We start from the raw sequence: 14,612 nt of genomic DNA, 5'->3' as shown, positions 1-14,612 counted from the left end.
GCCCGACGTCGTGTCACGCGCGCGCGAAGGCGTCGCGCAGGCGCAGCACCAGCGTCGTGGCGTCGGCGCGGCTGGCGATATTCGCGAAGCCGAGCAACAGTCCGCCTGGGGCGGCGGCACACTGCCATGCGCCGAGCGCTTGCACGGCCAGCCCGTCCGCCTGCGCCGCGCCGGCCAGTACGATGTCGGGCCGCTGATCGAGCAGATCGACCAGCAGATGAATGCCGCCGGCTTGCGGACGCACCCGCACTCGTGCGCCGAAGGTCTCGGTCAACGCATCGGCGAGCCACGCGCGGCGCGTCGCGTAGAGCGTGCGCATCTTCCGCAGGTGACGGGCGAAGTGGCCGTCCTCGATGAATGCCGCGACGGTCTGCTGCGGCTGGATCGCACCGGGGCCGGGCAGATGCCGGGCTGCTTGCGCGAAGCGTGGTACCAGCGACGCAGGCGCGACCAGATACGCCAACCGCAAACCTGGAAACAGCACCTTGCTGAAGGTTCCGGCGTAAAGCACGCGCTCGTCTCGATCAAGGCTGCGTAACGCCGGCAACGGCCGCCCGCTGTACCGGAATTCGCTGTCGTAGTCGTCCTCGATGACCCATGCGTCGCGCTCGCGCGCCCACTCCAGCAGCGCCAGCCTGCGTCGAAGGGACAGCGCGCAGCCGGTCGGGCTCTGGTGCGTCGGCGTCACCAGCGCGAAGCGCGCATGCTCCGCGCGTTGCCGGCCGAGTTGTACATTCAAGCCCTCGTCGTCGACCGGCACAGGCGTCAGACGCATTCCCGCCCGCGCCAGGAACGCGCTTGCCAGCGGATAGCCTGGATCTTCGTGCCACCCGAGATCGCCGCCGCGCAGCACGGCATGGCAGATCAAATCCAGAGCGCCACGGTAGCCTGCCGTCACGAAGACCTGAGTGGCGCTGCATGCAAAGCCGCGCGAGACGCCGAGATAGCCGGCGATGGCATGCCTCAGCGATGGCAGGCCGGCAGGGTCCGGGTAACGCAACGCGGCGGTGTCCAGACTGCGCGCGGCGCGGCTCGCCAGTCGTGTCCATGTCTTGCGCGGGAACGCGTCGAGCGCGGGCAGGCCGAGCTGGAACGGCCACGGTGCCGCAGCCGCGGCAACGTCGTCGCTCGCCGCGTCGCGCCACGCCGGGTGTTCGGGCTGCGGTTGCGGTTGCGGCTGCTGCGGCGGCGCGGCGAGGTGGGGAGAGACGACCGTGCCGGCCGGGCCGCGTGCCAGGAAGTAGCCTTCGCTGCCCAGCAGTTGATACGCGACTTCGACTGTTCCACGCGCCACACCTAGCTCGCTTGCGAGGCTGCGAACCGATGGCACCCGCTCACCGGGACGCAGTTCGCCAGCCGCGATGGCATCTCGAAAACGCCGGTAGATCTGCAGATGGAGCGGCGTGCCGCCGTCGCGCGCGGCGGCCAGCGACGCGACGAGCGTCTTTGATGTCCCAGTCATCTTCGGCTTTCTTGACCCTGTGCGTTGGGACGTCATTCTCTTAGAGTGCCTGCACCGAGGCAAGTGAACGTCCCGGCTTGAAACGCTCCTGGAGGAATTTCCGTGACACCATTGCGCCTGTCCTATCGGACCCTGTCGCCGAACGCGTATCAAGGCCTGTTGGCCACCAAGAAAGCACTTGACGAGAGCAGTCTGGGCAAGGACCTCATCGAGCTGGTCTATCTGCGCACGTCGCAGATCAATGGCTGCGCGTTCTGTCTTGAAATGCACGGCGCTTCGCTGCGTGCTCGCGGCGTGGCGGACGCCAAGCTCGACTCGCTGGCCGCGTGGCGCTTGAGCGCCCATTTCAGCGAGCAGGAGCGAGCCGCGCTGGCCTGGACCGAAGCGTTGGTCGACGTGGCGACCACGCACGCGCCGGATGCGGATTACGCACCGTTGCGCGCACATTTCAGCGAAGCCGAGATCGCCGATCTGTGTTTCGCAATCGCGTTGATGAGCGCACTGAATCGGATGGCGATCGGCGCGCGCCAGTAGCGCCAAGGGAGGACGCGTAGGCGAGGGCGCATGGCGCGGAGCGTCGCCAGGTGCACAGTGCGGCGCCCGCCGTGTTGCCGCAACACCATCGACGCAGTGCGCCGCGGTGCGCATCGCGAAGCGCCTGCGCGATCGTTGCGCTTACCAAGCGGCCGCGTCGCTGCCCGGCGGCTTCGATGGTCTCGCGAAGGCTGCCGGCGTGCGTTCGAACATCGCGCTGGGGCGTACGGCCTCGAGCGTACCAAAGCCCGAAGCGTAGGTGTCGAGATAGGGCGTGCGGTCGGGCGGGCCGCTGCACTCGGCCGGCGTGATGCGTGGCAGCCGCCGCAGCCACTGTGCGGTCTGAGCCAGCGACACCTCGACATGCCAACTGCCGCCTTCCAGTCGCTGACGTCGCAGCGCCGTTGCCGCGCCGAACGCGATCAGGAAGCCGGTGGCTTGATCCAGTATCTGCATGGGCAGCGCGCGTGGCTTTGCCTCGCCGAAGGCGGCGCCTTCGGCGACGTTGAAGCCGGTGGCCGTTTGCACCAGCGAGTCGAAGCCGCGTTTCGCGGACCACGGGCCGTGTCTGCCATAAGCGGAAAGCGAAACTTGCACAATGCCCGGCCGAAGTGCGGCGATTTCGTGCGGCGCGAAGCCCAGGTGTGCGAGTGCGCCGGGCCGATAGCCTTGCACGAACACGTGCGCGTCGTGTATCAGCCCGCGCAGCCGGTCGACGCCCGCTGGTGTTTTGAGATCGACGTGCACCGAGCGTTTGCCTCGGCTCGTCTCCGCAATCGCATCGATGTTGGGCAGCGTCGGCGAATTGACCAGCATCACATCCGCGCCGAACGCGGCCAGCGTGCGTGTGCCGACCGGTCCGGCAAGTATGCGGGTCAGATCCAGGACCCGTATCCCGCTGAGTACCGGATCGGTGTCGCCGAGCGCAGGCAGAGAGCGGGGCGCGCCGTCGCCGATACGTTCGATCGTCAGCAACGGCGCGGTCGCGAGCACCTGCCCCTGTGGCATCCCGTCCCAGACCTCGAAGCTCCGCAACGCGGATACGACAAGGCCGCGCTCGGTGGCAGCGCTTTCGAACGCCACCGCCTCCCAGTCGCGCAACGCTGCCTCGGCGTCCGCGCGCGTCGCGGTATCCGGATCGACGCCCAGCAAGCGCAGTGCGCCGTTGCGGTGATGCGCAAAGTTGGCATGGATGCGCACGTAGCCGTCGCGGCACGGATAAAGCCCGGAGAACGCATCCCACAGATCCGGCACCCGGCCGTCGATCGCGAACCAGCCGGCGGCTTCCACCGCGGCATGCGGACTGCTGACTGCGATCCGCTGGCGCGCCGCGCCACGCGTATGCGCGAATTCGCTGGCCGCAAGCGCTGCCGCGGCGACCGTGGTCTGAGCCGCCAGATCGACCGCAAACGACGAGGGGAAAGTCTGTGGATGCGTGTCCAGCGCACAGTACGACAGCGCACCTGCGTCGTGCCCCGCCGCTGTCCAGATTTCCGCCAGATGGTCGATCGCGCGCATGTCGTTTGCTCCGTTGATGATCTCGTCGAATGCCGGACAGGGCGGCGCGCCTTGAACGGATGTTGAACGCGCGTGGTCCCCCGCGAGTCAGTCGTTGCGGTCGCGCGGCTGGCCTGCCGCGCGACCTGGCGACGGCGCGCCGAGGTCATATTAATTCATCCGAGCCGCATTGAAAGTTCGACGTCGGCACCGACTGGGATCGACATGTAGCCGGCATTGCTCGAACGCACCCGCGCGAGATAAGCCGGGCTGTGGTCCGCGTTGTCGGCGACGACAAAGGCACCCGGTCGCAAGCGATCCTCGAGCAGTGCAAGGATTTCGGGATAAAGTGCCTTGGCGCCGTCGAGCAGTACAAGATCGATCGCAGCCGGCAAGTCGGCGGACAGTGTCTGCAGCGCATCGCCAGCCCGCAATTCGACGAGGTCGAGCAGGCGGGCTTCGCTCAAGTTGCGCTGGGCACGCTCGATCTTTGACGGTTCGAATTCGCAACTGATCAGACGTCCGCCGCCGTTGTCGCGGAGCGCGGCGGCGAGATGCAGCGTCGAAACGCCGAACGAGGTTCCGAATTCGACGACGTTCTGCGCCCGCATGCTGCGAGCGAGCATGTACAGCAGCTGGCCGGTCTCGGGCGACACCGCAAGCGGAAAGTCCTTCAGGCGCGTGTAGAAGTCGATGTAGCCGGTCTTGCTGCGCATCTGTCTTTCGAGCTCGTCGTCGGATAAATCGGCAAGGGCCTCAGCGTTGCGTGGGGAGTTCTCCTCCGCCTGGGCAAAAAGCCGGGTCAACAACGGGGCAAGAGGGGCTGTATGCAGGGTGCCGAGGGTCTCTGTGGCAGCGGGAAAATGGCTCATGTCACTCGTGGCTGGAGAAAGGGCGCGATAAGCGAAAGACGTGACTGATCAGTCGCATTCAAGAATACGTGCTGCGTCGCGATCCGACTAATCGCATCCGCGCCGCGCGCCAGTCAGGCCGGGCGCGCCGGCCGGCAGCCCCGCGCGGCAAGACTTTCGTCGTATTGCACAGGCGCTTGCCCGGTGTGCTTCGCGACGCGAGCACGAGAAACATTCGCGTTTTCGGGGGAGGAAAAATACCCAACGCGCGGCAGAGCGCGAACGGAGGGCGATGTCGCCGGGAGGCGGCGCATGGTGCGTCCGTTGCCGCCGATCGTCGAGTCGAGCGCGCATGCGGCGTCAGCCGGCAGGCGCGTCCCGCGCGGCGTCGCTTGCCGAGTGCGGCTTTCTGCATCCGGCCTGAAGCCGGACGGGAGCATCAGCCAGTGCCGCGCGGGCCGCCTAAAGCGACACGTCGTCGAGCGCGGACCAGCGCGCGGGCCAGCCATCGAAATCCGCCGCGCTCCAGATGATTTCGCCCGCAACCGCAAAGAACACGAAGCGCGGCGGATCGGGCCAGCCGTGCCAGAAGCGTTCGCGCACAATCAGACGGCGGCCGTCGCGATCGGCCACGGCGATGGTGTCGTCGCCGAAACGGCCGAACTGCGGATGAGAGTCGATTTCCCTGCGTTCGTCCTCACTGGGGCGACGCCAGACGACCGCGCTCATTCGGTAGCGCCGAAAGCGATGCAGGAAACGGATGTCTTCGAACAGCGTCTGTCCGACGCCTGCGTCGGCATCGGGCTTGGCATCGTAGCGATGCCGTCGAAGCCATCGAAACAACGTCTTCATTGGGCGCATCCAGCACGTCGACGCAACGCTTCGCGCAGCGGATCGGGCGTTGCGGGCAGGGCAGTTGCCCGCAGGCGTGGCACCCAGCGATTTTCGCGACATCGCCGCGGGCGGCGCTCGTCAGGTGCCGGACCGCTGCTCGCGTACCTGTCCGAAGACACCGTATGTGGCGGCGCGCGCGATGTGATCGCGCGTGCGACTATCCGGGCGGGCGGTGTGGCTGCCGCGCGCGCTCGCACACGCATCGCGTGTCAGAAACGCTGGCTTGGCAAGCCGCTGAAGTACTCGCGCGTGCACGTGCCTTCGGCAAGCGTTGCGGTCGAATTCGACCAGCCCATGTAGACATATTCCTTGATCTTGCCGTCGGTGCGCGACAGCGTCGCTTCTGCATCTGCCGGACCGCCGATCGACGCGCGGCTGTCTGGCAGTACGATGGCGTCGGCGCTGATGCTGCCGATCTCGGCGGCCGTCTTGCATGCGCCGCGGCACCAGCGGCGCGCATCCAGATCCACGCGAAAGCGTTCGCTCCATGGTGTGGCTGGCTTGCCGGTGGCCTTTTGTTCCTGGCCTTTGCAGACCAGATCGAACTGGTTCGATGACGCGGCGATGGCGGTGTGCCCAGCGGCACAGCCAGCGAGCAAGGCAAACACCCATGCAGATTTGGACATGGCGCTCCTCGGCAGTTAGGTCGATAACCAGCCTAACATACCGAAAGGTAGCTCGCGTTATCGCGACCCGGTCACCGGCCCGCGTCTTAGCGGACGGACTGCCGCTCGTTGACCGACTGCCGCGCCCAGGTGGTCATCACGCATGATCACGCGTCACGGCGGCGGGGGCAGGATCTCCGCGCAATCCAGTGGATAATCGGCAAACAGCACCGGCAGGTCAGCGGGACGACCCTGTTCGGCCCTGCCTAGCATTTCCGTCAGCCATCCCGCGTAGCGCCAGTCCCTGCCTGCACTGGCGCGCGCGAGCGCGGGAAAGCGCTCGATGAAGCATGTCGCAAGCTCTCGTGCGGTACGCCCGGCCGCGTCGTGCCAGCCGAAGTACGCATCGCCGCTGGCCGACGAATAGCGGACGACCTGACCCGCTTCGCTGCTCACCGGTGTATAGCCATCAGTCATGACATTGCCGGCATGCGTGATCGTGCAACGCCAGTGGACGCCGCTCGGCGCCATGCCCGGAGAGATGCGGAGCCGCTGGTAGCCCGCCTTGTGCAACTCGTGAACCATGCCCAACAAGCGAACGCAGGCCCGTACGGTAGGATCGTCGGCACGCTGGTGCGGCACCTCGCGTGGCGCGGCGTGGCCCTCGGCTGCATTGCGTTCCGGCGACGATGCGGTTCGCAACAAGCCCGACTGCAAGCGTGTCTTCCAACTCATGCCTTTCCTCGATTTGTCCCGCAGGCAAGGTGCTGCACGGTGCGACAGCGTGCAGCGCGTGTGCGACTGTCCGCGCTGGAGCCGTTGCGAGATGTGCGGCGCGGCACCGTCCATATCGCGCGCAGCGTGGCGCAGCGCGCCGCGACCGGTCCGGCGCGACAGCGCCTAACCGCCTAACGCGGGCGACGCCGCGCGCCTGGTGACAGGAGCGGCGGCGTTGTGTCGAGACAGCGTAGCATTCATCTCGCCGGCGCGGATGAAAGGCGCCAGCGCCAGCGCTGCGGGTGTTGGTCGCGGATGGTTGCCGCCCTTGCGGCGAGCGCGTCGCGAGGGCGCTCAGAACCGGTGGCGCAAGCCTATCTGAATCATCGTCTGACTTTTTCCGCTCGACGCCGCGAGACTATAAATCTGCGCGTAGCGTGCGTCGCCGGCGGCGCGCTGATAGACGGCGGTGACGAAGCCGTCGGTGCGCTTGCTGAACGAGTAGAGCGTGCCCACGTCCACCTGATGCCAGCGCGGCTTGTCGCCGCCCGAATATTCGCCGTAGGTGAAGATGTAGGTCGCGCCGATCAGCCAGGAGGGCGTGATGCGCGTGTATGCCGACAACTCGGCATTTTGCAGGCGCAGGCCGGTGGTATCGCTGTAATTGAACAGCACGTTGGTGTAATCGGCGGTGACATTGATGACACCGAAGTCGTAGCCCGCGCCTGCGCCGAAAATGCGTTGCTGATCGGTTCCCGCGCCGCTTTGGCTCAGCACGAAGGGCGAACTGAAGCCCCACCCGGTGCTGTCGACCGCGCCAGCAGTCAGGTTCGCTGGCGTGGCGTTGCTGCGGCGGTTGAACTGTGTCGCCGCGACCCCAAGCTTCAATGGACCGCGCGCGTAGTTGGCGCTGAGACTGAAGCCGTCGTTGTTGGAGAAGGCGGTTGAGTTGGCGAAGGCGAAACTGCTCGCGAACGTCAGACCGTTCAGCGTCGGCGATTGATAGCGCACCGAGTTGTTGAAGCGGTTGGTAAAGAACATGTTGTCGTTGTCGCCGATATGCGCGCCGATTCCGGAGAACACGTTGGCGGACATCGCCCACCACAGCGACGACGTCATCTCCTCATACTGCCTGCCGGCAGTCAGTGTGCCATAGCGGTCGTTGCGCAGCCCCACGAATGCCTGACGTCCAAACATGCCGCCGAGCAGTGCGCCATTGGCGATCGAAAAACCGTTTTCGAGCGTGAAGATGGCATGATTGCCTCCGCCCAGGTCCTCGTCGCCCCGGAAGCCGAAGCGCGGCGGCATCATGCCGCCGTTGGCAAGAGCGAACTGGCGACCGCCGTTGGCATTGCTGACGTACTGTATGCCGGTGGAGATGACGCCGTAGAGTGTCACGGTCTGGGCATGGACGGGGCCCGCGAGCGCGGCCGTGCCCAACAGGGCGGCACGGACAACGCTGCCGGCAAAGCGCGTACGAATCGACATGAGGTCTCCGATCTTTGTTTTTTGTGCGAAAGCGGTGCGACTTGCTCCCGGCCACTGGCGGCACGCGCATGCGATTTGCGCGCACGGACAGGCCCGCACCGCGTGTCAGACGGCAGGCGGGCGCGGCGGCCGTGGCAAAGGGCATGGTTCGACCGGTCGACGCCAGCCGCGCCATGCGCGGCGGCTGTGTCCGGGTTGGACGCTTCACGGCCAAATTTCAGTGGCTGTGTGCGGATTCGGCGTGACTGTCCGTCATGCGCAATGGCCGGGGCGGTCGTGAGGACCAGATGGGGATGGGTAGCAGCTGCAGCGCCGTGGCAGCGATGACCAGGCCGACACGCAAGGTCCAGCCGCCCTCACTGAAGCTCGTGAAGATTGCCGGCGGACCCAGCAGCACGCCAAGATAGGTCGCCTGCGCGACCAGCCCGTTGGTGGCACCGAGCGTCGCCAGGCTTGGCGCGGCCGCCGGCACCAGAGTCCAGATCAGGGCATTGAGGGCGCCGATACCGACAGAGAACACGCAGATCGCGACGATCGCTCCCGCGAACGACGTGGCGGGCAGATAAAGTCCGGCGCCGCCCAGCAAGGACAGCGCGCCTGAGATCAACGCGAGCACGCGGATGTTGTGACCCGCCTTCAGCAATTGGCCTACGCCGATGCATGCCAGCACGACGAACACTTCGGCCATCGTGCCGACGCCCGCCGCCTTGCCGACGCTCACGCCGAAGGTTCGCGCCAGATACACGGTGAGCGCTGCCATGATGCCAGTTTGCACGAACGCCGAAGCCCCGGAAGCGAGCGCCACGCGATACGGAGGCAGGCTGGACAGCACTGTCCAGATGTCGACCAGACGGCGCGGTGCGGCGGCCCCGCGTTTGCCGGGCAGCAGGACCGTGGCGAGCAGCAGGGCGGCCATCAGGACCGCGTGGCCGCCGAAGGCCCAACGCCAACGCTCGCCGTGCTGCGCCAACGGCGCAACGATGCTGAGCGTCATGCCGATGCCGACCGCGGTGTGCGCGGTCCACAGGCCGAGCGCTACGCTGCGCCGTGGGCCGGTTGTCGTGCGCATGATGAGCGTGACCGCGCCGACCGTCAGCGATAGGTAGCCGATGCCCTCGATCAGCCGGCCCGCCAGCAGCATGCCGACGTCGTGCGAGAAGAACACTGCCAGGTTGCCAACGCACGCGCAGGCGGCACCGGCGGCGATGACGCGCCTGTCACCAATGCGGTCCACCAGCCAGCCGCCGAACAACGCGCCAACGGCGGTGATCAGCGAGGGAATCGAGATCACCCAGCCGGCCGCGGCATGGGAGAGATGGAAGTAGCGCGCGATGTCGCCGATCACCGGGACGGCTTGCGTTACGAGCGACGTTGCAACGGTGCCGTAGACGAACAGCAGGATCAGGCACGGCCAACTACCTGGTGTGAACATGATTTGTCTCCGAAATGTCCGCCGGTGCGGGTTGCCCGGCGTGTCGTTTTCGTGGTGGTCTTGGTTGTCGACTGGCGGCCGTGTCAGGGCCAGTCGAGGAGCCGGCACACATTGCCTCCCATGATGCCCTCCAGTTCGTGCTGCGCCAGCCAGGAGAGCGTTTCGCAGAAATGGGTCACGCACTGCCGGTAAGGATGATGAAGCCGCGACAGGTCGCTGCCCCACAGGATACGGTCCGGGCCGAACGCGTCGTACACGCGTCGCAAGGTCGGTGTCAGCGAGCGGAACGGATAGGGGTCGAGCGCATAATCGCCGACGCCGACTGCCTTGACGTACACATTGCGATGGGGCGCCAGCGCGAGCAGGGCCGGCAGATGATCAAATGCGCCCGGGCCGGTGGCGCCGCGCGGCACCCCGAGATGGTCGACGACCAGGCGCAAGTTCGGATGGCGACGCGCGATCTCGTCGACCAGCGGCAGCGCGCCGGGGATCAACAGCGCGACCACCAGCTCGGCCTGCTCCGCAATGGTCCATATCGCGTCGAGCCGTCCTTCGCGCAGCGGCGCGAGACGCTCCGGGGAGTTGAACAGGAAGCGCATGCCGCGCATGCCGCGCATGCCGCGCATGCCGGGCTGACTCTGCCAGCCACGCAGGCATGCGACCGGATCGTCGATGATGCGGGGCAACAGCCCCATCACCGAGAAACGGTTCGGATCCTCTTGCGCGACGCGCAGCGAATAGGCGTTGCCATCCGGGTCCCACAGCGGCGGCACCAGTACCGCTCGCGCAACCCCGGCATCCGCCATCTCGCTTTTCAGAACCTCGGCCGTGATGGGCGCGCGTCGATGATGGCCCGTCGATTCACCGTTCGACCAGGCATGTACTTGAGCGTCTACGATCCGCATGAGAGAAGCCGGTCCTGTGACGAATGAGAAAATTGCGCCGCATCGGCGGCAGGCAGTGTCACGTCGAACAGCCGTCCCGCGTCACGGATGCTGCCACGCCAGCCGGCGAGCGCCAGCACGGCCCAGAGCGCGGCCTGGTTGCTCGTAACGACGGGCACGCCGAGGCTGGCCTCCAGTGGCGCGACGGCTTCGAAGGCGCGGACGTTCGCGCAGGACAACAGCACCGCGCCGATCGCTGCGGCACCGCTGCGTTGTTCGTTGACGCGCGCGTGCACGATGCTGGCCAGTTCGTCGGGCGTCATGCGGGCGGCGACCCGGGCATCGGTGAAATCGAGCGAAACGGTGTTTGCAACGTCGATGCCGCTGCGCGAGAGCGATGCGTGCTCGATGCGGGAAAACGTATCGGTGAACGGGCAGACGTGTAGCACGCGGGTGGCCGACACGGCCCGCAGCGCGGCCTTGATCGCGACCATCGTGTTGGTGGCGGGCACGCCTAGCTGTGCTTCCATGCGTTGCGCCAGCAGCGCGTCGCAGTCGTCCCCATATCCGACGCTCGCGCCGGTACAGTTGAACAGCACTGCGTCGGGCAACAGGTCGGCCACATACTCGCTCTGCTCGATTGCTTCCAGCCAGGCGCGTGCCAGACTCTCCGTGGTGACACGGCCGGCTTCCTTGCGTAGGCGGATGCGATGGACGTGGTAGGCGACCTCGCCAGGGCAGTAGCGCCGGAAATCGTCTTCGGCGATCGTGTTCAGCGAGGGCACGACCATGCCTACGCGCAGTTGCTTCATCGGTTTTCTCTCCTGTCGGATCGTCGCGGCGTTGATTGAGTCTAGTGATGCAATGTGCCCGGTCCCAATCCGAAACACGCACCGGCGATCGGTTTTTGCTGTGCGCCCCGTTCCTCGCGCGGCAGCGTCGCCGCGTGCCAGGCAGATCGCTTTCGGCAGGCGATGCGTGGCAGACGGTGCGGCGCGGGCGGACTTGCCGGACCGTCAGGCGCGATGCCTGCGCCCGTCGTCACGGCCGCGTCGGGCGACGCGCGGTGCGGGTGGCTGGGTTGCGGACCGCGGTGCCGTCGCGAGACGCGCGTGCGCGCCGCGTGTTTCGCTCATTCTCGAAACGCGTGTCGAGCGTTTCCAGCGTTTCGCCGCGCGCCTCGATGCCGATCAACAGATAGGTCAGCCCGCATACGAGCAGACAGAACGCGAGAAACTGGAAGGCCGGCACGATGACATTCAAGGTGGCGCCGGGCATCACGACGCTGCTGGAGCCGGCCACCAGGGCCAAGCCCATCGGCCCCAGCATCTTGCCGACCGAACCCGTCAGACCCGCGAAGCCCGCGCCGCTGCCGCGTAGCCGCGTTGGCCAGATCTCCGTCGAATACACCGCGCATATCGCGAAGCTGCCGTCGGCAAAAACGAAGGCGAGCAGCAGCGGCGCCCAGAACCACGCGGGCGTCAGGAGGTCGCCGTGCCCGACGTAACCGGCCACGAACAGCGCGACCGCCGAGACGATGGCGAAGTAGCCGCCGGTTTTGCGCCTTCCGATGCGGTCGGCCAGCAGCGCCGCGCCGAGACGCGTCCCCATGCCGAGCACGCTGAAGGCGATCATCCACATCGACGCGCGAGCCGGGCTGAGCCGCTGCACCTGTGACAGCAGCGTTGGCGACCACAGCACGATCCCGTAGTAGCCGGAGATCAGCCCCATGTTCACGAGCGTTGCGGTGACGACGCTGCGTGGATAATGGAAGATGTCTCGCCAACGCGGTCTTGCCTGCAACGCCGCGTCGGCGGCGGGTGACGCCGTGGGGGGCGCCGCGGGGGCCGCGACCATGTGCACGGGTTGTGCGAGGGCCCAGGCGACCGCTTCGCGGGCGGCCGCCTGCCGGCCCTGCTGGGCGAGCCAGCGTGGCGATTCGGGAATCAGGAACACGCCTAGCAGTGCGATCAGCGCCGGCGCCGCGCCGAGCCCGAAGGTCCAGCGCCAGCCGAGCGCCGGAATCAGGAAGGCGCCGCTGAAGGCACCCAGCAACAGGCCGCCGGTGGTGATCGCCGACACCACCCCGGTCAAGGTGGCCCGGCGCTGCGGCGGCATGAACTCGTTGACCAGTGCGATCTGGATAAAGTAACCGCCGGTGCAAAAGCCGATCACGATCCGCAGCACGGCCATGTAGATCCAGCCGCCGTCGGGCGTCAGGGCCAGGCCGACGCTCGCCAGCGCAAGCAGGAGCAGGGACGCGACGAAGACCGGCTTGCGGCCAAGCCGGTCCGCGATCGCGCCCCAGACCATGCCGCCGACTACCGCGCCTGCGCCGGACGCGAGCAGCACGGCGCCCATTACGCCATAGGTCAATCCCCACGGCTTGATCAGGAACGCCATGATGAAACCGATCAGGTAGGCGTCCCAGAATTCCAGCATGCTGCCAACGCCGATCAGCACGAGCAGGCCACGCTGCCGGCCTGACAGGACGCGCTGATCTTGAAACGGGCTGCGCCCGCTTTCCGAATGTTGCATGAAGCCTCCGTCTCCCGAGAGCAAGGGTGCGCTCGTCTTTGTCGTCGCTATCGGCGACTTGCCTTCGATCCGACGGAACACGGTTCGTCGAGAATCGGCATGCCGCCGGGCAACGCGAGTTCGCCACTCGATTATAGGAACCGGCTTTTTTAGGAAGGCATAGGAAATCGGCGCGCGACAATCGGATCTTGCTGCGTCGCGTGACCCGAGCTTGTGCGTGCGGCACGCGTTCGAGAATGGCCGATACGCGCGGTCAAGACGGGTCAAGACCCGCGGCCGATACGTACCTTCGATGCGCGAGGCCGCTGCGGGAGGCCGGCACCGTTTGGCGTCCGCGACGGTGTCGGTGGCACAGGTATCGGCACCGCACCGCGCGGACCTTCAACTGGCGTTGATCGCGGCGGCGTTGCGCTGCAGGTTTTCGATGAATGCGGTTTGCAGTTCGTTCGCTTGCCAGCCGTGCCGCGAGGTGATGCCGACCACCGGTCCATTCTCCCAGGGCACGTCCACCTGCAGCGGTGCAAGCAGGCCGAAGCGCCGCTCGCTGAGGACCTCGGTCCAACTGAGCACTGTCAGCATGTCCGAATCGGTCAAGACGATGCGAATCGTCGACAACGAATAGGTTTCGATGCTGGCGGCCGGCGGCAGCCCCTCGGAGAAAACGTGCTCATAGGCCTCGCGCCGCGGCGAACCCTTCGGCGGCAGCACCCACTGATACCGCCGCAAGGTCTCCACGCTGACGTGAGGCGCGCGGGCGAGCGAATGTTCGCGGCTCGCGACCACGCAATAGCGTTCCCGATACAACGGGGTCTCGACGAAATCGAACGCGGCATCGGGCTGCTTGAGCAAGCCAAGCATGAAGTCGATGTCGCCGCGTAGCAGCTTGCTGAGCAGCGCATCGTAGGTGCCGTTGATCACGACCACGCGTGCGTCGGGAAAGGCCTGTCCAAGCTCCCGGATTGCGTTGACGATCAGGATCGTCGGATCGAGCAGCAGAACCCCGAGCGTGACGCATCGGTCTTTCGGCGGTTCGTAGTGCCGCAGGGTGTCGAGCAGCGCGACGATCTGTTCGGAAACCGCGCCTAGTCGCTGCGCGAAGGTCTTGCCGACGTCGGTGGTGGCGACGCCGAGCGCGGTATGGCGGTAGAGCGGCGCGCCGAGATTCTGTTCCAGCGTGCGCGCGGCGCGTTGCAACGAGGCCTCGGTGATGCCCAGCAGCCGCGCCGCGGCGCGGAACGAACCGCACGCCTCGATCGCGATCAGACACCGCATTTGCGTGCGGGTAATGCCGCCGGCCAGTACCGGCGGTGCAACGGAGCGGGTGCTGCCTAGCTCGCCAAGTGCCGATTCCACCGCGTGGAGAATCTTGCGGGTGCGTACAAGTGCGGCAACGCCGGCGGGCGTGAGGTAGGTGCCGGTGGTCGAGCGCTCGAAGAGGGCGATGCCAAGCAGTGTTTCGAGGCTGGCGATGCAGGCGGTGGTGGCGGGCTGGGAACGCAGCAGTTCCTGCGACGCCTGGGTGACGTTCTCGTGTCGCGCGATCGTCTCGAAAACCCTTAGCTGCCAGATGCTCGGCATGCGCGCCGCACCGCCGACGCGCGTGCCGGATGATGCATCGACGCTGGCGGCGGCAGCAGTGGCAGCAGTGGTAGCGGTGGCGGCGAGACGGGGAGCGGCGCGTGACATGGGACGTGGGTCGGCCTGGGCAGG

General features: G+C 66.7%; 13 protein-coding genes. 1 reads left to right on the top strand and 12 read right to left on the bottom strand.

Annotated features, from left to right (window positions below):
- Positions 1 to 13 precede the first annotated feature (13 nt).
- Complete coding sequence (gene pdxR, locus BLU54_RS18545) at positions 14 to 1,462, bottom strand: MocR-like pyridoxine biosynthesis transcription factor PdxR (protein ID WP_091911721.1); 1,449 nt, start codon at positions 1,460 to 1,462, stop codon at positions 14 to 16.
- Between the two features lie 102 nt (positions 1,463 to 1,564).
- On the opposite strand from pdxR, the gene BLU54_RS18540 reads away from it, so the two are divergent.
- Positions 1,565 to 1,996 carry a carboxymuconolactone decarboxylase family protein gene (locus BLU54_RS18540; protein WP_091911719.1) on the top strand — a complete coding sequence of 144 codons (432 nt, stop codon included), beginning with the start codon at positions 1,565 to 1,567 and terminating at the stop codon, positions 1,994 to 1,996.
- Between the two features lie 141 nt (positions 1,997 to 2,137).
- Here BLU54_RS18540 and BLU54_RS18535 read toward each other — a convergent pair whose 3' ends face one another.
- From BLU54_RS18535 to BLU54_RS18485, 11 genes are all read right to left on the bottom strand, one after another.
- Positions 2,138 to 3,514 (bottom strand): CoA transferase, encoded by a 1,377-nt coding sequence (locus tag BLU54_RS18535; protein WP_091911717.1) that lies wholly within the window; start codon positions 3,512 to 3,514, stop codon positions 2,138 to 2,140.
- 155 nt (positions 3,515 to 3,669) lie between these two features.
- Positions 3,670 to 4,365 (bottom strand): O-methyltransferase, encoded by a 696-nt coding sequence (locus tag BLU54_RS18530; RefSeq protein ID WP_091911715.1) that lies wholly within the window; start codon positions 4,363 to 4,365, stop codon positions 3,670 to 3,672.
- Positions 4,366 to 4,806: 441 nt separating this feature from the next.
- Entirely contained in the window at positions 4,807 to 5,196 is a 390-nt protein-coding gene (locus tag BLU54_RS18525) for a hypothetical protein (RefSeq protein ID WP_211435376.1), read from the bottom strand.
- Positions 5,197 to 5,447: 251 nt separating this feature from the next.
- Positions 5,448 to 5,864 carry a hypothetical protein gene (locus BLU54_RS18520; RefSeq protein WP_091911713.1) on the bottom strand — a complete coding sequence of 139 codons (417 nt, stop codon included), beginning with the start codon at positions 5,862 to 5,864 and terminating at the stop codon, positions 5,448 to 5,450.
- Positions 5,865 to 6,017: 153 nt separating this feature from the next.
- Complete coding sequence (locus tag BLU54_RS18515) at positions 6,018 to 6,578, bottom strand: hypothetical protein (protein WP_139169753.1); 561 nt, start codon at positions 6,576 to 6,578, stop codon at positions 6,018 to 6,020.
- Between the two features lie 336 nt (positions 6,579 to 6,914).
- Positions 6,915 to 8,048 (bottom strand): porin, encoded by a 1,134-nt coding sequence (locus tag BLU54_RS18510; protein WP_091911709.1) that lies wholly within the window; start codon positions 8,046 to 8,048, stop codon positions 6,915 to 6,917.
- A 217-nt stretch (positions 8,049 to 8,265) separates the two neighbouring features.
- Positions 8,266 to 9,480, bottom strand: a complete 1,215-nt coding sequence (locus BLU54_RS18505; protein WP_091911707.1) for an MFS transporter — start codon at positions 9,478 to 9,480, stop codon at positions 8,266 to 8,268.
- Positions 9,481 to 9,563: 83 nt separating this feature from the next.
- On the bottom strand, positions 9,564 to 10,385 hold the full coding sequence (locus BLU54_RS18500; protein ID WP_091911705.1) for an amidohydrolase family protein: 822 nt from the start codon (positions 10,383 to 10,385) through the stop codon (positions 9,564 to 9,566).
- Positions 10,373 to 11,176, bottom strand: coding sequence for a maleate cis-trans isomerase family protein (locus tag BLU54_RS18495; protein WP_091911704.1), 804 nt, complete (start codon positions 11,174 to 11,176; stop codon positions 10,373 to 10,375). The genes BLU54_RS18500 and BLU54_RS18495 overlap by 13 nt, the downstream gene beginning before the upstream one ends.
- Positions 11,177 to 11,405: 229 nt before the next feature.
- A complete protein-coding gene (locus BLU54_RS18490) occupies positions 11,406 to 12,902 on the bottom strand; it encodes an MFS transporter (protein WP_091911701.1) in 1,497 nt (498 codons plus the stop codon).
- Positions 12,903 to 13,283: 381 nt separating this feature from the next.
- Entirely contained in the window at positions 13,284 to 14,588 is a 1,305-nt protein-coding gene (locus tag BLU54_RS18485; RefSeq protein WP_091911699.1) for a LysR family transcriptional regulator, read from the bottom strand.
- Positions 14,589 to 14,612 lie beyond the last annotated feature (24 nt).

It is taken from the genome of Chitinasiproducens palmae, from assembly GCF_900095735.1.
In the GTDB taxonomy this organism is placed as follows: Bacteria; Pseudomonadota; Gammaproteobacteria; order Burkholderiales; family Burkholderiaceae; genus Chitinasiproducens; species Chitinasiproducens palmae.
The sequence above is the reverse complement of the archived record's forward strand: the minus strand, read 5'-3'. Positions and strand labels throughout refer to the sequence as shown.

What these genes read in the sequence shown, in the direction of transcription:
- BLU54_RS18495 (WP_091911704.1), bottom strand. Translation starts at nt 11,176, where the DNA reads ATGAAGCAACTGCGCGTAGGCATGGTCGTGCCCTCGCTGAACACGATC.
- pdxR (WP_091911721.1), bottom strand. Translation starts at nt 1,462, where the DNA reads ATGACTGGGACATCAAAGACGCTCGTCGCGTCGCTGGCCGCCGCGCGC.
- BLU54_RS18490 (WP_091911701.1), bottom strand. Translation starts at nt 12,902, where the DNA reads ATGCAACATTCGGAAAGCGGGCGCAGCCCGTTTCAAGATCAGCGCGTC.
- BLU54_RS18530 (WP_091911715.1), bottom strand. Translation starts at nt 4,365, where the DNA reads ATGAGCCATTTTCCCGCTGCCACAGAGACCCTCGGCACCCTGCATACA.
- BLU54_RS18535 (WP_091911717.1), bottom strand. Translation starts at nt 3,514, where the DNA reads ATGCGCGCGATCGACCATCTGGCGGAAATCTGGACAGCGGCGGGGCAC.
- BLU54_RS18485 (WP_091911699.1), bottom strand. Translation starts at nt 14,588, where the DNA reads ATGTCACGCGCCGCTCCCCGTCTCGCCGCCACCGCTACCACTGCTGCC.
- BLU54_RS18505 (WP_091911707.1), bottom strand. Translation starts at nt 9,480, where the DNA reads ATGTTCACACCAGGTAGTTGGCCGTGCCTGATCCTGCTGTTCGTCTAC.
- BLU54_RS18520 (WP_091911713.1), bottom strand. Translation starts at nt 5,864, where the DNA reads ATGTCCAAATCTGCATGGGTGTTTGCCTTGCTCGCTGGCTGTGCCGCT.
- BLU54_RS18525 (WP_211435376.1), bottom strand. Translation starts at nt 5,196, where the DNA reads ATGAAGACGTTGTTTCGATGGCTTCGACGGCATCGCTACGATGCCAAG.
- BLU54_RS18500 (WP_091911705.1), bottom strand. Translation starts at nt 10,385, where the DNA reads ATGCGGATCGTAGACGCTCAAGTACATGCCTGGTCGAACGGTGAATCG.
- BLU54_RS18515 (WP_139169753.1), bottom strand. Translation starts at nt 6,578, where the DNA reads ATGAGTTGGAAGACACGCTTGCAGTCGGGCTTGTTGCGAACCGCATCG.
- BLU54_RS18510 (WP_091911709.1), bottom strand. Translation starts at nt 8,048, where the DNA reads ATGTCGATTCGTACGCGCTTTGCCGGCAGCGTTGTCCGTGCCGCCCTG.